The sequence below is a fragment of the Algoriphagus marincola DSM 16067 genome (assembly GCF_000429405.1).
In the GTDB taxonomy this organism is placed as follows: Bacteria; Bacteroidota; Bacteroidia; order Cytophagales; family Cyclobacteriaceae; genus Algoriphagus; species Algoriphagus marincola.
Genome location: NZ_AUBU01000003.1, coordinates 351,877 through 371,944 on the forward strand (window position 1 = coordinate 351,877; position 20,068 = coordinate 371,944).

A 20,068-nucleotide genomic window follows, 5' to 3' on the forward strand; every position below is an offset into this window, starting at 1 on the left:
GAGTCTCCCGGAGTTTGTCACAGCTTGTCCCGAAGTATTTCGGGAGAGGCTCACGGAGCTTTTATTTTTTAAAGAATAAATCTTTGGATTCCTTTTACGAGGCTTTTGGTTCTGAAATTAAGTAATAAGCCAACTCTGTATCCTGAGAATTTCAAGTAGGTTAATACCTGGGCTTTGTGGACATCTGTTAATTGCTCTACAGTTTTCAATTCTAGAATTACTTGATCTTCTACTAATAAATCTATTCTATAGCCACATTCAAGTTTAATTTCTTCATAAATCAAGGGAACTGGAACCTCGGATTTAACATCGAAACCTAATTTTTCCAGTTCATATTTAAGACAAGCCTGATAAGCTGATTCAAGAAGACCTGGACCAAGTTTAGAATGTACCTTAAAGGCACAACTCAAAATTTGTTCTGTAAGAGCTTCTTTTTCAAGCATAATTGTTAGGAATACGGAGTTTATCGGAGAATGATTTTTTGGAACATGGAGTCCCACGAAGTTTTTGTTTATTGGAACACGGAGTCTCTCGGAGTTAATCACGGAGTTCCTCGGAGTTTTTATTTTTTTGGAGCACGGAGGCTATTTTTTTTGGAACACGGAGTCTCTCGGAGTTAATCACGGAGTCTCTCGGAGTTTTTTTTGGAAAAATGAAGTTTAAAGGAGTTTAACACGGAGGCTCACGGAGTATTTTATTTGAATCTGATTTGATATTTTTTGAAACTCACAATCTTGGGACAAACAACCCTAATTTTGAATGAAGTCCATTTAAAACTCTGTGAAAATCTGTGCCTCCTCCGTGCTTCCTCAATGCTCCAAAACCTGCGAGCTTGCGAGCACTCCGTGTAACTCTCCCGAATCCCAATAAATCGGGACGGGACAAGTTGTGTTATCTCTCTGGTACTCGGTGTAACAAATCAAGCGAGCTTGCGAGCACTCCGTGTAACTCCGTGCATCCCTCAGTGAAACTCTGTGTAATTAAACCCGCGAGCTTGCGAGCACTCTGTGTAACTCTGTGCCTACTCAGTGGTACTCAGTGTAACAAATCAAGCGAGCCTGCGAGCAATAACATTCATTTAAGCATTCTTTCTATCACCCCTTCCATATCTACTTTAGCTTTCCAGCCCAATTTCTTCCCAGCTTTTTCCGGATCTGCTTTTGATATACTCAAATCAGTGGGACGCATCAGATCAGGTGATTGAGATACATGTTCTTGCCAGTGTAACCCCAGAACTTCAAATGTCTTTGAAACAAACTCCTCCAAACTTTGGCTTTTGCCTGTTGCAATAATGAAGTCCTCCGCTTTATCTTGCTGAAGCATAAGCCACATAGCTTCTACGTACTCCGATGCCCAGCCCCAATCTCTGGACACATCCAGTCTTCCCAAAACCAGCTTTTCTTCTGCCCCTTCAGAAATCCTTTTGGCAGTTTGAATGATTTTTTGAGTTACGAATCTTGCCGGTCTTAAAGGAGATTCATGATTAAAAAGAATCCCTGTGCAGGCAAATAAATCATAAGCCTCCCGATAATTATCTACCAGCCAGGTTGAGGATGCTTTAGCTAAGGCATAGGGACTCCTAGGCTTAAATGGGGTTGTTTCTTTTGCAGCTTCACCCTCAGTATCTCCGAAAGCCTCTGAACTTCCTGCATGATAAACTTTAATCCCTCGGGCTTCCATTTTTACCGCTTCAAGCACATTCAGAATCCCAATGGTAAAGCTTTGTATAGTCTCTGCTGGCTGTTCGAAAGATAAACCAACGGATGACTGACCTGCCAAAAAGTAGATTTCATCAGGTTTGGACTTTTTTATTGCCACCAATACAGATCTAAAATCCTCAGGGTCCATGGAAAGCAAATGCACTTCATTTTTGATTCCCAAAAAGTTTAATCCTCGAAAAACACTTCCCTGGGCATCTCTGGAAGTCCCAAAAACCTCATAGCCTTTTTTCAGTAAGAAGTCAGCCAAATAGCTACCATCCTGCCCAGAAACTCCGATAATTAATGCTTTCAATGAATCTTGAATATTAGACTATGCTTAAAAAGAAAATTTGTATTGAGTTCAATTATTAAAGTTCCTCTATCTGATCGGTCAATACATTCACTACTTCCATGCCTCGAATTTCCTGCAAACGCTCCTGACCTCTTAGATAAGTCAGGTTACCATTCTCATCCCGGCTTTCCATAAACTGACTCTCTCTGTAAGCTTCTTCTAAGGAACAAGCCTTTACATTTGAGCTTAGCAGGTCTTTTCTTACAAAATATGCATTATTCCCGTCCAGATTACCTCCAATCAATGCATAGCCTTTTTTATCTGCTAAGTATTCTAGTGCTGGAAGAGATGCTCCAAAATATAGGTTTGAATGATGGGCGGCCGTACGGAAGAAATCAGGTTTATATGGAATGCTTATGGCCCTTTCCATTCCAAATACGCTGTTGTATTCCATAATTAAGATGGCAGGATTTAACTTTGAAAAATCCATCGCTTCCAATACATGGTAATCATTGCCGTCAATATCGATATGAAGTAATCCTAAATCTGAAAACCCAGTTTCTGCCATCAAATCATTGATATTCTCACAGGTGATAAAGGCTGCTTTATGATGCAATTGATGCTTCCAGTACCAAGGCTGCAAAGGAAGAGAATTCATATAGGTAGCGGATCCGTCCATGACAAAGCCTGACCACAGATTATTCATCATCAAAAACCGGGTGTTTGATTCCTTATAGTCCTCTACTCCAAACTCTACAAAAGTTTTATTTTTTATCTCGAGGTTCTTGATCAAATATTGAATGATCCCATCATCTCCAAACTGGCTAAAAATTCTAAACTCATAATCATTTATAGAGGTTGAAGTCATGCCCCATTGTTGATTTGACAACAATTTCCCCATCGCCAGTAAGGCAGTTTCATCTTTGACTTGTTGCGGTGGGTTAAGCCTTCTTGACAAGGCGCGATAGATTCTCTTAGATAACATTCTTATAAATTTCTAAGGTTTGAAGGGCTGTATTTTTCCAAGAAAACTGCTGTACCCGTTGATATCCTTTTTCGATTAAAACGGACCTTAAGTCCTCATCAAAAACCACTTTCTCTAATTGAGAGGCCATTTCCTCAACATTCAATGGATCGAAGGTCAGCCCTGCATCTCCTATCACTTCAGGCAATGAACTGGTATAACTACTGACAACCGGACAGCCATAGGTCATGGCCTCCAAAGGAGGAATCCCAAAGCCTTCATATAGAGATGGATAAACAAAAGCATGGGCTTGAGAGTACAGACTAGCTAAATCCAGGTCCGTTCCTGCCCCCTGTAATACTTGATTGGAAGAAAGCCCCAAGGATTGAATCAATTCTATTTCCTGCTGATTGAAACCTCCACCTCCAAAAGCGTAAATATTCAGTTCGGACTTAAGTCTCTCCGAACTAGCAAATGCCTTTAGAAAATTGGAAAAGTTTTTATAACCAGACCTTAAGCCCACATAGAGGATAAAAGGTCTATTCACCTCACTTTCCACTTTATCTATTTTCAATGCTTTATCAGCTGCAAGATGGACCACAGAAATTTTTTCGGAGTCGATGTCAAAAAGACGGATTAAATCTTTCTTAGTTTGATGGGAAATACTAATGATATGGTCTGCCCTTTTAAGCGCAGCCTTTTTTGGAACAGTCACTAATTCTTCTGGCCTAAATTGATCTGAATACAATTCTTGGATCATATCATAAACCGTCACAATTACGGGTCTATTGGTTTTGATAATTGGCTCTGAAGAAAAATAGGTTTCATGTATGATGTCCGGCCTACTAAGAAAGGACCTTAGACTTCCCTTATAACTGTTTAATTTTCGAAAGGCCCGAATACTATGCGATGGGTATTTATGAAAATAATGACTCTTGACCAATTTCGAATTACTTTCGGTCAGATAGTAATTGATATGCCATCCTGCTTCAATAGCTACATCCTCCCCCATATTTTGCATTTCTTCAGCCATCCTGACAAAATATCTAGAGATGCCTCCGTATTTCTGAATGGAGAATATTTGAGGATCAAAAAGTACCTTCATTGATAGGTCTGATTTAGTAGCAAAAGCCTAGAAAATGCGTTTTATCGTCAGGAATAAATCTGGAAACAAGACCCGCAAATAGGCAGAAATAATTTTCTTAAGACTAACGAAAATTCCTTCATGGATTCTAAGAAAGTAGAAATATTCCTTTGCTGCCATCCCTTTCACACTGTGGAATAAAAACCAACGCTTAGAAAAACTAAGTTTAGAGTCTCCCCAATAAGGAATGGAATTAATTTCACAGCTGGCAATATATTTTTCCGTGCTGTAGCAGGGAAATCCAGCAGCTTGAGCTCGAAGACCATAATCGTAATCCCCGAAATAATGGGTAAAATCAGGGGAAAGTCCATTCAGTTTTTGATCAATCTCAGCAGAAACTAAGACTATGTTTCCATTGATCAACTTTACTTCTTGGGGTCTTCCATTCGGAACGACCATGCCATCATAATTAGTCCCCCCAAATGAAAAATCACCTGTAGCAGGATCCTGACAAGCTCCCACAATTATTCCCGGACGTTCCAGCTCATAATACTGTTCAAACATCGTTAGAATAGCAGAAGGATACAGGTAAGTGTCGTCATTAAGCCAAATGAAGAAGTCAAATTGATCCGATTCCTTTGCCTTTTCCCAGGCCAAATTCATTCCCCCATTCCAGAACAGGCTTCCATTACCTTTTACTTTCATCACCTGAGGAAAATTCTTTTCAAGCATTTCTGAAGTCCCATCAGAGGAAGCATCATCACAGAGAAAAACTTGCAATTCAGTATTTTCCGGCAGCATTTGATCAAAAAGATTCTCCAAACACCTATTGGTTTTTTCTTTTCGGTTGAAACAAGTAAGTATAACTGCTACTTTCAAGGTAATGATGATCGAATCGGATTGATTATAATTTCACTTTTTTATAGCTCTCTTGATTTTCCAGGAACCAAGCATAAGTCCTTTTTATCCCCTCTTCTAAGCTTGTTTTCGCTTTCCAGCCAGCCCTCTCCATTTTAGATACATCCATCAACTTCCGCGGTGTCCCATCAGGTTTGGTAGAATCCCAGATAATTTCTCCGCTATGCCCTACGATTTTTTGAATAAGTTCGGCGAGTTCGCGAATGGTTAGGTCCTTTCCAGTTCCCACATTGTAGAGATTATCAGCGAATTTATTCTCCATCGCAAAAACTACCGCTTCAGCTAGGTCTTCCACATACAAAAACTCCCTCATCGGGTTACCTGAACCCCACAGGGTTACTGCTAAATCCCCTTTCTGTTTTGCATCATAAAACTTCCGAATCATGGCTGGAAGCACATGGGATGTTTTTAGGTCGAAATTATCAAAAGGACCATAGAGATTAGTGGGCATCAAAGAGATATAATCCTTTCCATATTGCTTTCGGATGGCTTCACATGCCTTTACGCCTGCAATTTTAGCTATCGCGTACCACTCATTGGTTGGTTCCAAGGGAGCGGTAAGCAGGTATTCTTCTTTTAGAGGTTGAGGAGCTAATTTTGGATAGATACAAGAAGAACCTAGAAAGATGAACTTGTCCACTCCCGCATGAAAGGCCGTATCGATCAGATTATTCTGAATCTGTAGATTCTCCATCAAGAACTGATAAGGATGCTCATTATTTGCCAAAATCCCTCCTACCCGAGCTGCTGCATCGATTACCACCTCAGGTTGTTCCTTTTCGAAAAACTCTCTAACAGCCGCCTGATTTCTGAGATCCAGTTCGGTGGAAGTTTTGCCAATCAAATTGGTATAACCATCCGCTTCCAACTTTCTCCAGATAGAAGAACCTACCATACCTCGGTGGCCGGCGATGTAGATTCGGATGTCTAGGTTGAGTTTCAAGAATTAATGCGAATTAAAGGTTAAAATTTAAGCGTTATTAGTTCGAGGTTCAGGGTTCCAGCTTGAGCGGGTCAGAATGATCAATCTGTTCCGCTTTCCTTGTTCGACTATTTAAAATCTTTATGTATGAAAAAGGCGGTATTCACCGTTTTGGCAAGGACGGAGTAACCATATTCTTCCAAGTACCCTAGCATGGGATTTTGATCGATATTTGAAAGTGAGTTTCTCAATATTTCAGCTAGAATGACTTTGGGCTTGTACTTGTCCAAATTAATAGAGCGAATCACCTCAAAATCCAATCCCTCAACATCTACGGTAAGAAAATCGATTTCTTGATTTTTCGGCAGGTATTGATCGAGTATTTCCTCCAGGGTGGCTGTTTGGATATCCTTGGTAAACAATAGCTTAAAATGATCCTGACCATCTCTTTTTTCAGAAATCTCCTTTGAAAAACCATTCAAGGCTGGCTCATTAAAAGCATAATAAGTCAAAACCTGCTTTTGATCGGAAATAGGAATTTCTAAGTTGATATCCCTAGCCCTCACTTTATTAAATGCCTTCATACTATTGGGCATGGCATCTATATTGATTCCCGACCAGCCCTTAAGATAGAATAAATAGGTATTTGAATATCGGTAAGGATGATGGGCACCTACATCTACATAGAAACCACGATACTTCTTTCTGATATCAAAGATTCTTTTCAAAAGCACATCCTCCCCTTCCTGCGAAAATGATTGAAGGGCATATTTGCTTTTGTACTTTTCAGGAAAGAGACTGTAGTCCCTGAAAAAGCTTAGATCCTGGATTAGGTTTTTTGGAAGAATGCTGCGGAGAATCTTTTTCAAGCCAATTTTTTAATAATGAATGGAGTGAACCATGGACTTATAACACTGAAAAATAGATGGTAAAAGGATTTTGGGTTCTGGGTTTGAGGTTCAGCGTTCATGGTTAACAACGTTGAACATTGAACATTGAACCTTTAACTGCGAAGCAACCACGAACTCGACTGAATCTTCTCCCCCATTCCATCCAAGAGTTCGATTCCCAATTCCTGGCAAACGGGTACTTCCGGGATGGATTGATTATTCTGATCCCCACCATTGGCAAAGGCGAGTTGGTAGCGATCTCCCAATTCTTGATGAATTTTCCGGATCGTTTCGCAAACTGTTCTGTCCTGATCGATGGAAAGATATACCCGGTCCACAGATTTGATATTTGATACGATAAAGAGGCGTTCATCCTCCAACTGAAACTCTGCTGAGCCCTTAAGCTTGCGCTGATGATCATTGTTTACGATCACAATCAACTCATCTCCTACAGCTCTGGAATGGTTAAAATATTCAATGTGTCCTTTATGTAAGGGATTGAAGTAACCGGAGACGATGATGGCTTTAGGCATAGGTCAAAGTTCAATGTACGAGGTTTAGATTTTGCTACTTGGGAGTATGGTGTAAAAGGTTAAATGTTAAGCGTTAAGTCGTTAATTGTTAAGCGCTAAGTCGATATTAATCGATATTCTTTTAAATAGAAGTTCACTTATAGCCTTTTCCCCCACTGTTTTTCAAAGTCCGAATAAGTCCTTGAAGTTTGAACTTAAGCTTTTCTGTTAGTATCAGAATTTCCTCATGTTCTTCGCTAGAGATATAATTCCAATCTAGGGCTCTATATGATTGAGAACGCACTTCGCCATTCGAACCCTTTGCGATATATAAGAAATTAATGAATTCTTTATTCCCGTTTCTTTCAAAACCTTCAGCAATATTATCCATGGTTGAACCTGCGGCTGACGTAATTTGGCTCGAAAATTTGAAGTCTTTGAGGAAAGGACCTTTCAGAGTAAGCTATTTCACATAAAAAGAAAGATCTCTTGCCAATTGCCAAACCTGTAAATCTTCAAAACATTCGATTGAAGCCACGCTTAACCTTTAACAATTAACTCTTAACTTTTTATACACTATACAGAAACCTCTACCCCTTCTACTCCCCTTTCTTACCCCACTCTTCCTTCATATTAGCATAAAAATCAGAGCCGAATACCCACCCTATTCCTACAATTAAACCCAGCATGGTAAAGATGACCAAGGTGAGGGGTCGTTTGGGGGCAGATTTTTCGGTGGGAACTGAAACTGATTGAATATCAGAAAAAACAGGAGTATCCTTAGAAACTTGCAATCGAGCTTGCTCTAACTGCTTGGCCAGTTCATTGTATACAGAAAAGGCCAAATTAAACTCCGCTTCCAAACGCTGAACTTCTGACTGGGCTGAGGCTGTGATGATATTTTTATTGCGGTCTCGATAGGCCGCCAAGCGACGCTGCATAGATTCAAATTCTGCCTTTTTCTCCCGATAGCGTTCTTCAGTAAATAAAAGCTGCTCTTTAGCATTTCGAATTCGGAAGGCGATTACTTCTTCTTGAAGTAGCTTTTGTGCAGCTAAAGCCATTTGAGCAGACATAACGGCATTTGGCATGATGAACGATAATTGGACAAAGCCCTCCTTCTCGTTGGTGGTAACACTAAGCTGCGAAGCCAAGCGTTCAAAATGTTTTTTCTCTTCTTCAGATACAAATACTAAAGAGGTATCAGAGGAAGCTACTGATTCGCTTTCACCTCTTATCGCTTTCAGGAGCAAACCCGGGAGTCCTAAAGTATATTTTTTGACCGAGCTGATCAGGCCAGGTTGATATACCTCCTCAAAGTATTGAGAATAGGTTATAGGCTGCCCTGTTTCCGGATTGGTGATAGGAGTTTGAATTAGGGCTTTTTGAAATTTTACCGATCCAGCCAATTTGGGATACAAGGTTGGAGGTATCTCTTGTCCATCACCCATTTCTCCGAGATTGATTCCTGCTAGGGATGCCAATCCACTCAATCCTCCAGGCTTCTGTCCACTTGCTACCTGAGGAATAAAAGTAGAAGAGGCTGTAAACTCTACCGGAGACAGGAAGGCTACCAAAAGACCAAGGACAATAAAGCCAGTAAGAATCTTAATGATAAAGGACCTTGTATCCCATAGCTTTTTCACTAATTCGAGTAAATCAATCTCATCTTCAGGATTAGGCTGAGGAGGAAAGTAGGGATTGGGATAGGAAGAAGGAGGCTGCTGAGACTGCATCTTAATTATTCAAGTTTTGAACCAAAATTATTGTTGTCAAAGCACCTGTGGTGACTGAAAGAATCTGGATAAATGTATCAATAAATGGCTTATCTGACTTTTCCTTAGGAGGCTTGCGATTCACTAAAATTCTTGAATCAGGAAGAACGGTTGGATTTTTGAAAAGACCAATTTTGGAGGATAAACCATTAGGTTGAATTAAAAAGGCTTTCCCCCCTTCCTTACGGACTTTTCCTCCTGCATTTCTTAGGTAGAATTTGGCTTTCTTTCCTTCTTTCCAGACAAAATTGACCTCATTTTCCACCGCTCCTAAAACTTCGACTGTACCGGCCCTGTCTGCTATAAATATTTGATCTCCATCTTGAAAAAAAGACTGTTGTAAATTACCTGATTTAGAAAGGTTTACTGCCAATACATTTCCATTTCGAATAACATAAGAAGCGGGTAAATAAGCATCATCCCGAAGTCCTCCTACCTTATCAGCCAGGGCAGAGAAGGTTTCAAATCGTTCCTCCAATACTATAGAACCCGGAAAACGTACAGCTCCATCGATAGAAATACTTCGAAGGGGTTCTACTCCCTCTTGTTTACGAACAGAAATGATATCATTATTTTCTAAAACGAAGTTGGTGTTTGAAGAATTTGTATTTCCCAAAAGGTAGTCCGAATCAGGAATAATATCAAAGCGTTGAGAAAGTTGCCCAGTATTATAATCAAATCGCTCCCTATTCACTACCACTAAATCCTGATCTGCATACTCAAGAAAACCACCAGCTTGTAAAATGGCATCCTCCACACTCATCCCTGCCGTAAGGAGAATTTCCATAGGTTCACGTACGTACCCAGTCACTCGGACAGTGGGATTAATCACCTCAGTCACTTCTTTTGAATACAAAATCACCTCATCCTTAGGCTGAAGGTAAGTTTCTTGCAATTCGGCAAGCTTATCCAAGGAATAGGTATTCACCTGAAAAATCCCTGATTCTGCATCAAATCGCTTGAGGTCAATCCGGGAGGTTAGTAATTTGGATTGATAGTCAAGCTCCTCGAAAGAAGTGGATTGAAATATTAAGTCAAAAAGAGAAAGATTCTCTCGCCAGAATAGAGATTTTCTTCCTTTAGAATCAAGGCTGCCTACATTCTGTGAAGAATTAGAAATAAGAGAATCTGAACTATCTAATCCGAAACCTGAGATATAAACCAATTTTTCTCCTTGGACTTCCTGTAGTGAATAGACTTTTACCGAATCCTGACTTTCCAGTTGGATAGGCAGCGAGTTGTTAAGCACAGACTGCAAATTATAGGTAGTAAAGCTTCGCTTCCCATTAAGATTTTCCTTATAGACATCTACCTTTCCTAAATAGGTGTTTGGGCGGATATTTTTACCTGCATTTAGAATCAATGATTTAAGATCAGGAAACTCAGAAATTGGATAATCTCCAGGTTGATTTACATTTCCACTCAAAGTCACTTGATTCAGAACTTTTTCAAGAATTGGAAAAAAACGAACTACGTCGCCATCCTGAAGTTGATATTCACTGGCAGTTTGGTAATTGGCGGAAGTAAGAAACCTATCATAAATATCCTGACCATTTCTCTCCATATCAGACTTAATCCGTTGAATTGTCACAGTTTCACGGGAGGTATTTACTGGAAGTCCACCTGAAAAACGGATCAAATCCTGCAGCGTTTCTCCAGGTTTTAATTCATAGATCGCTGGTTTCTTTACTTCACCCTGAAGCGTAACTGTGGACTGACGAGGGGGGATAAAAATCAAGTCATTGGAAGTGAGTCTGAAATCTTCATTCAATGAACCTGAGGTAAGAAAGTCATATAAATCTACTTCCCGGTATAATTGATTATTCCTGTAAACCTTAATTGAACGTAGAGATCCCGATGTTTTTATACCACCTGAGGTATATAAGGCTGTTAAGACAGAAGCCATACCAGAAACCAAATGAGCTCCTGGAGCGTTACTTTCACCGACCACAGTGATTTTCACCGGTCTAATTTGGGTAAGCGAGACATCGAGAAAGGTAGTTTGCCTAGCAGAAAGCAAACCTGAGAAATACTTCCCGAAATAGACTGTAAGGCGGTCTCGAAGCGTGCCATAGGTATTGCCTGCTGCTTGAAACACCCCGAAATTTGGAATGGTAATATTTCCATTGAGATCCACTTCTGCCTCAACTTCCAGGGAGTTGTCCCCAAAGATGACAATCCTAAGCCGATCTCCAGGAGAAATCAAGTATCCCTCATCGATATTTCCTACCAGATAATCCTTGGATAGATAAGGATTATTATCAAATATGCTGTAACCAAAATAGGTCGAATCGGACTTAGTGGTACCCAAAGATCTTACATCCATTATTACCTCATCAGCTAAAGTAGTAGTATCCAAACCAATTTCTGAAGGGTTTTGAGTTTGAGGCATGGATGGATTTAAGCCTTGAGAAGGAGTAGACTCTTGGTTCCCCAAATAATTATTAAGAAAGGCATCAAAATCAATTCCTCTCATTCGAGCCATTTGTCTTGCTTGATTTTCGGATATGCCTCTTTTTGCCAATTCATCAAGAGCTTGCTGCCTAGTGTTGATATCCATTGCCGCAGCTTGTTTGGCAAGTTGCTCCTCTGACTGTCCATAAGCAATTGATGAAAATAGGACGAAAGTAAAGAGGGTTCCTAAGATTGAGTTAAAGAGTGATTTCAAGGTATTTTAATTTTCTTGCTAGAAGTAAAATTTCGGGAATTAATTCTATGTATTAAAGTCTGAAATGTAAAGAAAGCTATTTATTGATATATGCAAAGCTTCGCCCTTTCAGTCCCAATCTAGAGAAAAAATCGATTTTGAATTCTGCTTGGAGATGGATCAGTAGTAAAGGATTCCCGTAGCTTCTTCCTCGATATATTTCTTCCTTCTTAGGTCTTAGCTTATAAAAAAGACTGGTTAACAGTTAATTTGGGGGTCAAAAAGCCAAAACCTTGCCATCATTAGCAGTGTTTTGACGCTTCAAAGATATAAAAACGAGCAGTTTTGGTACTCATTTTAAATCCTATTTCCACTAACTTTTTTTATATACTATTTTTTGCATTTTATATTAAATTATTGCCTTTTGAATTTAGATTAATAACTTCTTTATTGAATAAAAAAATAAGCCATGATTTTAAAGAAAAGTGCTTTCTGCAATGGGGAGGATATGGCTGCGCCAAGATAGGTGGTTAATCTCACCGACTGAAAGGAGGTGTATCTTGGGAGGCGCAGACGACTATATCTTTCCAAACGAAGGGAGGGATTTCTTTCTGAACATAGTGAAGATTTTTAAAAGATAGCTACGCAGATAGGTAAAGATATGGCTTCGCCGAGATAGAGTCTTTCTCACCGAAGAAAGGAGATATGTCTTTTGAAGCGAAGTCGACGATATTAGAGAAGATAGCTGCGCAGATATAAAAAGATATGGCTTCGCCAAGATAGACGGTCTATCTAACCGACTGAAAGGCGGGGTATCTTGGAAGGCGTAGACGACTATATCTTTCCAAACGAAGGGAGGGATTTCTTTCTGAACATAGTGAAGATTTTTAAAAGATAGCTACGCAGATAGGTAAAGATATGGCTGCGCCAAGATAGACGGTCTATCTTACCGACTGAAAGGAGGTGTATCTTGGGAGGCGAAGCCGACTATATTGCTGAGCGTAGTGAAGTTTATTTCGCCATAGGCGTATTTCTTTCAATTTCGAGACTGCCTGCCCTCCGGGAGGCGGGCTGCTCCACTACGCGGCTCGCAGTGACGGTAAAAACAGTAATTTCTGGAACGAAGTGAAGCCTATTTCCTCCTCCCCGGCTGATATATTTCCTCCATTCTTTTTTCTACCTCTTCTCTATAAAAGGCTACATCCTTAAAATTAGCATCGGCATAACGCTGGGCTTGATCAAGAAAGTGAGGAGAATCGGGATCGGAACTCTGACCACCTGCCAAAATACTCTTGGCTTTTACTTTCTCGCCAAACTCTACCACTGCCACAAAGCTATTGCCCGAGCTACCATAAAGAGCTTTGGTTCCCTCTTTTTGACTGGCACCATAGGATGCCAATGCTCCCCATCTACCGGAAGCCAATCCAATCGGAATGAAGGGCTTGTCATCATCATATTTCAGATCAATATCTCCACTAAGTCGCTGAAACCTGTTGACTTGTCCCCAGGCTAAGTTCCAAGTTCCAAAGTCTTCTTTCAATTGCTCAAGGGTCTCTTCAAAAACTTGAACCATCTGCTTCTGAACATCCGCTTGAGAATGTGATTCCAAAGTTTCATTTTCAACCAGATCATTTAAATCCCGGAATTGACGCTGATAGTTAATCCCATAAAAATGAGCCAAGGTCATCGCTTCGGATTCCTTGGATGTTTTAAAATCCCAGGCCTTAAGAATCTCTTTTGCAGCCATCAGATCGGTGTTGTTTCCATACTTTTCAAGAGCGTTCACCAATGCTGGAATCAAACGCTGAAGAGCAGGAATTACCGGGTCATAGGCCAATTCAATAAAGGAATCCAAATCTAGATTTTCAGCCTTTGATAACACATCCACCGCATGAATGCCACGGAAATTTTCCTGGTCAGGAGCCATATAAAAAGGATAATCCTCGGCTTTTGGACTGAATGGACCTGCTGCCGTAAATGGAGTTGAATTACAGTTTTGAATCCAGTTGGTCGGAGGATTCAGGATTGTAATGCTTTCATCTACCGTATGCAAGCCTTGCCAATCAGTTGCAGGATCTGAGCCATCTACAGGTTTGGAATAATCGTATTGTGGGTCTCTTTTGGGAATAAAATTACCATGGAAGTAAGCGATATTGCCTTCCGCATCCGCAAAGACCGTATTGTTGGAAGAATTGGTTCGAATATCCATCATCTCCCGAAACTCCTCATAATTATCCAGCTTGGTTCGGGTATAGCTCTGAATCAGGGCATTGACTGGGTCCCAATTGATTCGGGTAGCCACCCAATTGTCCCCAAGTTTGTGAGTAATTGGACCCTGATGAGTTCTGTACATGGTAAAGTCCTTAGTCTTGAGCCCCTCCGAGGTTTTGTACGAGAGTGTCACAGGAACTTCCTCAAGTTCACGCTTTTCATCACCATACTGATAAAAATATTTACCGTTTTCCTCAACAACCTCCTGCTTAAACTCATCGATAAAATCCACACGCGTGGAAGTATGAATCCATCCTGTTTTCTCATTAAATCCTTGATACACAAAAAACTGGCCCCAGGTGACAGCACCATAGGCATTCAATCCCTCCTCGCTTACCACGTGAACTTCAGGTCGAAAATAAAAAGAGGTATGAGGATTGATTAGCAGCATGGCATTTCCGGAGGCAGTCATATCCCCACGGATTGCAATTCCGTTACTTCCCTTGGGCTCTTCATATGGGTCAGGGTGATTCAAACCATCCCCAAATTCAGAATAGGCCAAAGCCTTATTTTCTTCATAAAATGCTCTGATTCTGGAGGTAGGTATTTGCTCTATATCCCCTCCAATGGAACCCTCAAAAAAGTACATAGGAAACCAAGGTTCATAGCGCTCAATCACTTGAGGCTCCACTTCAGGATGCGTGTGCAGGAAATAATTGACCCCATCAGCAAAAGCCTGACAAAGCTCCTTCAACCAATCCGGGGCCTTTTCATACGCAGCTTTGGCCTCTGCCTCTGTCATATATAGGTTTGCTCTCAAATCAGAATAAAGCGCTTCTTCTCCTTCGAGTTCGGCCAATCTACCCGTAGCCCAAATGTAATTTCGCTCTACCCTCCTGAAGTCGTCCTCACATTGGGCATAAAGCAATCCAAAAACCGCATCCGCATCACTTTTTCCATAAATATGAGGCACTCCAAAATCATCCCGGATGATCTCCACCCGTTCTGCTTGGGCTTCCCAAATATCGATTTCAGTCGGAGTCTTACAGGCAAAAACGAAAGAAAGAAAAGCAGCTAAGAAGAAGGTGGATCGGAGCATGTATTTAAATTTGGGTGAAACTCTAAATAAAGTAAATATTGGGAAATTTGGCTTGGAAAATTTGAAGGGCGGTTTTTCTATCTCATTCCTAGGAGCAACGATATCTCTCTTGCAAAGGAGAAAAGTAAGAAATATAACTTCGGTGAAATACACTTTGTGAAATACGAATTCAGCGAAATACACTTCGTCAAATATGCTTCACTACTTTTAGCGAGATATTGGACTTACCGTCACTGCGAGCCGCGTAGCGGAGCAGCCCGCCTCCCGGAGGGCAGGCAGTCTCAAAAATGAAGAAAATACACCATGTGAAATACACCTCACTCCTTTCGGTGAAATAAATAGTGGTGAAGTGCCAACCCGTGGTGGACAGGACTTGTAACACGACCGGATTGAAAATCCTACGATAAGACAACATTTAAAAACCACTCGATATTTCGGAAAATTCTGTAAAACTTCATTTTTCTATTCAAAATTTTACCTTTGAAAAATCATAAAAACCCAACACCCATGGACTACCGATCTTTGATTTCCTCTCCTACTCTTTTGATTGATGAAAAAATCTGCCGTGCCAATATTAAAAAAATGGCGGATAAAGCATCTCTCCACCAAATGGAACTGATTCCCCATTGGAAAACTGCCCAGTCAAGGACTATTGGCAATTGGGCAAAAGATTACGGCATTCGGCAAATCACGGCTTCTTCCATTAGACAAGCTGCCTACTTGAACAACCAGGGTTGGGAAAATATCCACATTGCCTTCCCCTTCAATGTTAGAGAAATACCAAGGCTGAATAAAATCACAGAAAGCCAGTTCATTTCTGTTCAGATCGTCAATACCTTCACCATCTCCAAATTAGCCGAAGAACTTAAAAACTCCATCGGGTTTATGATTGAAATAGATGCTGGATACGGTAGAACGGGGGTTCACATGAGTGATTTTGGGAAAATTGACGAAATTCTTCGGATTGCAGCGGGGTCTGATAAATTGAATTTTATTGGCTTCTACATACATCCAGGGCATACCTATTACATGCCAGACAAGGAGGGAATCTATCATGAGACCCGGCAGGCATTAGCCATGCTCAAATCTAAATATCAGGCTCAATTTGAAAGTTTAAAAACCCGAATCGGGGATACTCCCGGCTGTGCTGTGGCACATGATTTTGGAGATATCGATGAGATGGGTCCGGGAAATTTTGTGTTTTATGATTTAATGCAGGCGGATTTAAAAAGCTGCGAAAAATCGGATATTGCCGTTGCGCTTGCGGTTCCTGTGGTAGATATTATTCCAGAGCGAAGTGAAATTTTGGTTCACGGTGGTGGAGTACATCTGGCAAAAGACTTTTTGCAAGATGAAAGTGGTCAAAAGATCTTTGGAGAAGTGGTGCTTCTGAATGAAAAAGGCTGGGAAATCCCAAGTGAAACCAGCATTGTCAAAAGTATTTCTCAGGAACATGGCTTGATTAAAGCTTCGAAGGAATTATTGGAGCAAGTGAAAGTGGGAGATCTTTTGGGAATCCTTCCTGTCCACTCTTGTATGACCGCCGATGCGATGGGCGCTTATTTAAGCTTGACTGGCGAATGGGTAGATCATGCGGAAAAGAAGAGTTTTTAAATCGACGATTTACGATTCAATTTTTCAACTGAACCGTTTTTCAAATTTTGATCGCCAGATTTTTTCTAATCGGTTTAATATCGAATGATGAATTTGCCTGCTGCAAGCAGGTTTTCAATGTCGAATGTCGAAGTTGCCTGCTGCAATCAGGTCTCGAATTTGGTAAAAGTGCTGAAGGCACGACTTATAACAGCCCAGTATGAGCAAAGAGGAACGATGAGCGAAATGCTGGGTAAAAAAGAAATAAAATCACCCCAGCGCTGGCCCATGATTTTTGATTTGTAACCCAATTAATTGTGCCAGCAAGACGAAGAGGAATCTTTATAGACGAAATACGATTTACGAAATACGGCGTTTTTGTCTCAATTGACCTCAAATCATTCCTCTAGAGTTCTTCTTCTCGCTCGGCAGTTTTAATGTCGAATGATGAACTTGCCTGCTGCAAGCAGGTTTTGAATTATGAATATCGAAGTTGCCTGCTGCAATCAGGTCTCGAATTTGGTAAAAGTGCTGAAGGCACGACTTATAACAGCCCAGTATGAGCAAAGAGGAACGATGAGCGAAATGCTGGGTAAAAAAGAAATAAAATCACCCCAGCGCTGGCCCATGATTTTTGATTTGTAACCCAATTAATTGTGACAGCAAGACGAAGAGGAATTTTACAATTAGCCTTTTTAAAGATCAACCCGTCATAGTTGATTTTTGCGTGTTTTTTCTTGATACTTTTTCGCCAAAAAGTATCCAAAAGACATTGGCCCAGTCTTTTCTTCAAATCGCAGCTAGTGAATCGAAAAAAATAAAACTTCGTCGCGATTTGATTTTTGAAAGGCTCAGAAATCTAAAAATGGGCGGATTCCCGAAACAAGTTCGGGACTAGCCCATTTTCTTAACGATTTCCTTGCCTTGCAAAAACCGAAAATCCCGTAGGCCATCCCAAATACTCTAAAATTCCACCCTACCTATGGAAGGTAAGGTATGCATGGAGACCTCTTTCAAATTCAGGCAGCCAAAAACGACGAAAACGAGAGTGCTGTAGTGCCGGTCCGCTTTGGTGGACGTCAATTTTTTCAATAGCCAGGGGTTTCAACCCCTAGAAAATAAATTTACGGGTCCCCCAGCGCTGGCCTATAGTCTTTGATGTGGAAACGCATTCTTAGTGCCAGCAAGAGAACGTAAAACCCTGAAAAAAAAAGGCCGTGCGTGATGACCTGTCTACCTAAGGTAGGCACCAAGGGCGGCGAAAGCCCTTATATCTTGGCGCAGCCATATCTTTCTTTATCTGCGAGGCTATCTTTTATTCCTTTGCTGAATTGAATGGGTAAGATTTTCGATACGTCCAATGCCTTTTTTGACCTAAAAACATTCCTCTGAAAGCATTCTTTTCAGTTGACGTTTAAATTTCGAATGATAAACTTGCCTGCTGCAAGCAGGTTCTCAATTTCGAATTGCACTCCATCTTATCTGTGAGCTTCATACTTTGAAACGGGGATTCTATCACGCAATTCCTGTATCGTACTACTCGGAACTTCTTGGCTTAACTCATAGGCTTTCGCCAAGCGACTCACCTGCTCTACCGAACTAGCACCAACTGAGAGCGATGCAATGGCAGGCTCTTCCAAGCCAAAACGAAGCAAAACAGCCTGAGGATCAAATCCACTTCCATGGATTATCTCCCGTATTTCCTCAACCTCTGCTTCTGAAAAGTTCAAATACTCCTTTGTAGGCTTATCCAATAAAATGCCTTTCGCCAAGCTACCTCTCACCAAAATCCTTGATTCACTCTCTCTTATCATTGGGAAAATAGATTCTTCAGTCCTCCTATCCAATGGACTGTATTGAGTCATAAAAAGTGCGGGAGGGTTTTGCTTAAGTACATTCCGCACCACATTGGGTCGAATTGAAGAAATCCCAAAAGCTCTGATTTTCCCTTTCTCTTTCAATATCTCAAAAGCTTCCAAAGTTTCATCCCAAGGATCATCTATGGTACCTCCATGAAGGAGGTAAAAATCCAAATAATCAGTTTGAAGTCGTTTGAGACTTTCATCCACAGCTTTCAAAATATAGGCTTTCTTAGGATTCCAATCCCATCCTGATCCATCCGGACGCCATTCATTTCCCACCTTGCTGGAAATCAACACCTGATCTCTTTTTCCTGCTACAGCCTTACCTACATTCGATTCATTGATTCCTTTTTGATATAAATCGGCTGTATCCAGCAAATTTATCCCAGAATCCAAGGCCTGATGAATGATTTCCATGCTTTCCTTTGTTTTTTCGGGAAGGGACATACAGCCTAGGCTTATTTCGGGAATTTGAAAATCAGTTTTGGGAAGCTGTATTTTATTCATCACATCTTATCATTTTGATTTATCCCCAAGTTTTCAAAATTTATGGTTTATTCATATCAGAAAATGATTCTTTCTGCCATTAATAGCTATTTTTGCGACGCTTAGAACCTATTAAAATGAAAAAAATCGCAGTTTTTACCTCAGGAGGAGATAGCCCAGGCATGAATGCCTGTGTACGGGCAGTGGTACGTACAGCCATTTTCAAAGGCCTTGAAGTTTACGGAATCTACAGAGGCTATGAAGGTATGATTGAGAATGATATCAAACGGATGTACACCTACTCCGTCAGTAATATTGTGCAAAGAGGCGGCACTATTCTTAAGTCTGCTCGCTCAACTGAGTTTCGAACTCCTGAGGGCAGAAAAAAGGCCTATGAAAATCTTAAAGCCCATGGAATTGAAGGTTTGGTAGCTATCGGAGGTGATGGAACCTTCACAGGAGCAAAGATTTTTCATGAGGAATTTGGCATTCCGGTAGTTGGCTGTCCCGGGACAATTGATAATGATATCTATGGCACCGACTATACGATAGGTTTTGATACAGCGGTGAATACTGCTTTGGATGCTATTGATAAAATCAGGGATACGGCAGCGGCTCATGACAGGATATTTTTCATCGAAGTAATGGGGCGTGATGCGGGCTTTATCGCAGTAGAGTCAGGAATTGGAAGCGGTGCCGAATTTGTCATGGTGCCAGAAACCGCCACAGACCTTGACGCTGTGGTCAAATCCCTTAAAAATCTCCGAAAAACCAAAACTTCAAGCATTATCGTAGTGGCTGAAGGAGACGATGAAGGCAGTGCTGAGGTAATCATGAATAAGGTCAAGGAGAAAATCAAAGACAAGAAGAAGGAGTTTAAAGTGACTACTTTGGGTCATATTCAGCGTGGCGGAAACCCTACGGCCCGAGATCGGGTTTTAGCTTCAAGATGTGGAATGGCAGCGGTGGAAGGATTGCTTGAAGGCAAGTTTGCCTGTATGGCTGGCATCATGAATCAAGAGGTCGTATATACACCTTTCGGAGACTGCATCGGAAAAGAAAAACCCCTGATCCAAGATCACCTGAAATTAATTGAGTACTTAAGTATCTAAT

At 40.8% G+C, this 20,068-nt stretch carries 18 protein-coding genes; 4 read left to right on the top strand and 14 right to left on the bottom strand.

The window, feature by feature from the left end; translation table 11 throughout:
* Positions 1-68: 68 nt before the first annotated feature.
* The 13 genes from G457_RS0107270 to G457_RS22755 all read right to left on the bottom strand — a co-directional run bounded on the left by G457_RS0107270 (position 69) and on the right by G457_RS22755 (position 15,396).
* A complete protein-coding gene (locus G457_RS0107270) occupies positions 69-443 on the bottom strand; it encodes a GxxExxY protein (RefSeq protein WP_026945883.1) in 375 nt (124 codons plus the stop codon).
* Between the two features lie 631 nt (positions 444-1,074).
* Entirely contained in the window at positions 1,075-2,013 is a 939-nt protein-coding gene (locus G457_RS0107280; protein ID WP_211230220.1) for a GDP-mannose 4,6-dehydratase, read from the bottom strand.
* Between the two features lie 55 nt (positions 2,014-2,068).
* Positions 2,069-2,977 (bottom strand): FkbM family methyltransferase, encoded by a 909-nt coding sequence (locus G457_RS0107285; protein WP_035483371.1) that lies wholly within the window; start codon positions 2,975-2,977, stop codon positions 2,069-2,071.
* Positions 2,967-4,061: a glycosyltransferase family 4 protein gene (locus G457_RS0107290; RefSeq protein ID WP_026945886.1), complete on the bottom strand. Its 1,095-nt coding sequence runs from the start codon at positions 4,059-4,061 to the stop codon at positions 2,967-2,969. Before G457_RS0107290 ends, G457_RS0107285 begins: the two co-directional genes overlap by 11 nt.
* A gap of 27 nt (positions 4,062-4,088) precedes the next feature.
* The gene (locus tag G457_RS0107295) at positions 4,089-4,919 is read right to left on the bottom strand and encodes a glycosyltransferase family 2 protein (protein ID WP_162142690.1); all 831 of its coding nucleotides are present in this window, start codon (positions 4,917-4,919) and stop codon (positions 4,089-4,091) included.
* A 25-nt stretch (positions 4,920-4,944) separates the two neighbouring features.
* Positions 4,945-5,901: a GDP-L-fucose synthase family protein gene (locus G457_RS0107300; RefSeq protein ID WP_026945888.1), complete on the bottom strand. Its 957-nt coding sequence runs from the start codon at positions 5,899-5,901 to the stop codon at positions 4,945-4,947.
* A gap of 107 nt (positions 5,902-6,008) precedes the next feature.
* Positions 6,009-6,749 (bottom strand): FkbM family methyltransferase, encoded by a 741-nt coding sequence (locus G457_RS0107305; protein ID WP_026945889.1) that lies wholly within the window; start codon positions 6,747-6,749, stop codon positions 6,009-6,011.
* A gap of 134 nt (positions 6,750-6,883) precedes the next feature.
* Positions 6,884-7,303 carry an adenylyltransferase/cytidyltransferase family protein gene (locus tag G457_RS0107310; RefSeq protein WP_026945890.1) on the bottom strand — a complete coding sequence of 140 codons (420 nt, stop codon included), beginning with the start codon at positions 7,301-7,303 and terminating at the stop codon, positions 6,884-6,886.
* Between the two features lie 133 nt (positions 7,304-7,436).
* Positions 7,437-7,739, bottom strand: coding sequence for a four helix bundle protein (locus G457_RS21165; RefSeq protein WP_211230223.1), 303 nt, complete (start codon positions 7,737-7,739; stop codon positions 7,437-7,439).
* A 142-nt stretch (positions 7,740-7,881) separates the two neighbouring features.
* Positions 7,882-9,018 carry a Wzz/FepE/Etk N-terminal domain-containing protein gene (locus tag G457_RS0107320; protein WP_051260747.1) on the bottom strand — a complete coding sequence of 379 codons (1,137 nt, stop codon included), beginning with the start codon at positions 9,016-9,018 and terminating at the stop codon, positions 7,882-7,884.
* Position 9,019: 1 nt separating this feature from the next.
* Complete coding sequence (locus G457_RS0107325) at positions 9,020-11,725, bottom strand: SLBB domain-containing protein (RefSeq protein ID WP_026945892.1); 2,706 nt, start codon at positions 11,723-11,725, stop codon at positions 9,020-9,022.
* A 1,111-nt stretch (positions 11,726-12,836) separates the two neighbouring features.
* Entirely contained in the window at positions 12,837-15,014 is a 2,178-nt protein-coding gene (locus G457_RS0107330) for an acylase (RefSeq protein ID WP_026945893.1), read from the bottom strand.
* A 187-nt stretch (positions 15,015-15,201) separates the two neighbouring features.
* Positions 15,202-15,396, bottom strand: coding sequence for a hypothetical protein (locus G457_RS22755; RefSeq protein WP_162142691.1), 195 nt, complete (start codon positions 15,394-15,396; stop codon positions 15,202-15,204).
* 125 nt (positions 15,397-15,521) lie between these two features.
* Here G457_RS22755 and G457_RS0107335 point away from each other — a divergent pair, with 125 nt between their 5' ends.
* From G457_RS0107335 to G457_RS22760, 3 genes are all read left to right on the top strand, one after another.
* Positions 15,522-16,628: an alanine racemase gene (locus G457_RS0107335; protein WP_026945894.1), complete on the top strand. Its 1,107-nt coding sequence runs from the start codon at positions 15,522-15,524 to the stop codon at positions 16,626-16,628.
* Positions 16,629-16,712: 84 nt separating this feature from the next.
* Positions 16,713-16,913 carry a hypothetical protein gene (locus tag G457_RS0107340; protein ID WP_026945895.1) on the top strand — a complete coding sequence of 67 codons (201 nt, stop codon included), beginning with the start codon at positions 16,713-16,715 and terminating at the stop codon, positions 16,911-16,913.
* Positions 16,914-17,087: 174 nt separating this feature from the next.
* Positions 17,088-17,252, top strand: a complete 165-nt coding sequence (locus G457_RS22760) for a hypothetical protein (protein WP_155847103.1) — start codon at positions 17,088-17,090, stop codon at positions 17,250-17,252.
* A gap of 833 nt (positions 17,253-18,085) precedes the next feature.
* Here G457_RS22760 and G457_RS0107360 read toward each other — a convergent pair.
* Positions 18,086-18,976: an aldo/keto reductase gene (locus G457_RS0107360; RefSeq protein WP_026945896.1), complete on the bottom strand. Its 891-nt coding sequence runs from the start codon at positions 18,974-18,976 to the stop codon at positions 18,086-18,088.
* Between the two features lie 116 nt (positions 18,977-19,092).
* Between G457_RS0107360 and pfkA the strand changes: the two genes are divergently transcribed.
* Positions 19,093-20,067, top strand: coding sequence for a 6-phosphofructokinase (pfkA, locus tag G457_RS0107365; RefSeq protein WP_026945897.1), 975 nt, complete (start codon positions 19,093-19,095; stop codon positions 20,065-20,067).
* Position 20,068 lies beyond the last annotated feature (1 nt).

Bases quoted from the DNA above. Each gene is read 5' to 3' on its own strand.
- G457_RS0107270 (WP_026945883.1), bottom strand. From the start codon at position 443: ATGCTTGAAAAAGAAGCTCTTACAGAACAAATTTTGAGTTGTGCCTTT.
- G457_RS0107285 (WP_035483371.1), bottom strand. From the start codon at position 2,977: ATGTTATCTAAGAGAATCTATCGCGCCTTGTCAAGAAGGCTTAACCCA.
- G457_RS0107290 (WP_026945886.1), bottom strand. From the start codon at position 4,061: ATGAAGGTACTTTTTGATCCTCAAATATTCTCCATTCAGAAATACGGA.
- G457_RS0107310 (WP_026945890.1), bottom strand. From the start codon at position 7,303: ATGCCTAAAGCCATCATCGTCTCCGGTTACTTCAATCCCTTACATAAA.
- G457_RS0107320 (WP_051260747.1), bottom strand. From the start codon at position 9,018: ATGCAGTCTCAGCAGCCTCCTTCTTCCTATCCCAATCCCTACTTTCCT.
- G457_RS0107330 (WP_026945893.1), bottom strand. From the start codon at position 15,014: ATGCTCCGATCCACCTTCTTCTTAGCTGCTTTTCTTTCTTTCGTTTTT.
- G457_RS0107335 (WP_026945894.1), top strand. From the start codon at position 15,522: ATGGACTACCGATCTTTGATTTCCTCTCCTACTCTTTTGATTGATGAA.
- G457_RS0107340 (WP_026945895.1), top strand. From the start codon at position 16,713: ATGATGAATTTGCCTGCTGCAAGCAGGTTTTCAATGTCGAATGTCGAA.
- G457_RS22760 (WP_155847103.1), top strand. From the start codon at position 17,088: ATGAATATCGAAGTTGCCTGCTGCAATCAGGTCTCGAATTTGGTAAAA.
- G457_RS0107360 (WP_026945896.1), bottom strand. From the start codon at position 18,976: ATGAATAAAATACAGCTTCCCAAAACTGATTTTCAAATTCCCGAAATA.
- pfkA (WP_026945897.1), top strand. From the start codon at position 19,093: ATGAAAAAAATCGCAGTTTTTACCTCAGGAGGAGATAGCCCAGGCATG.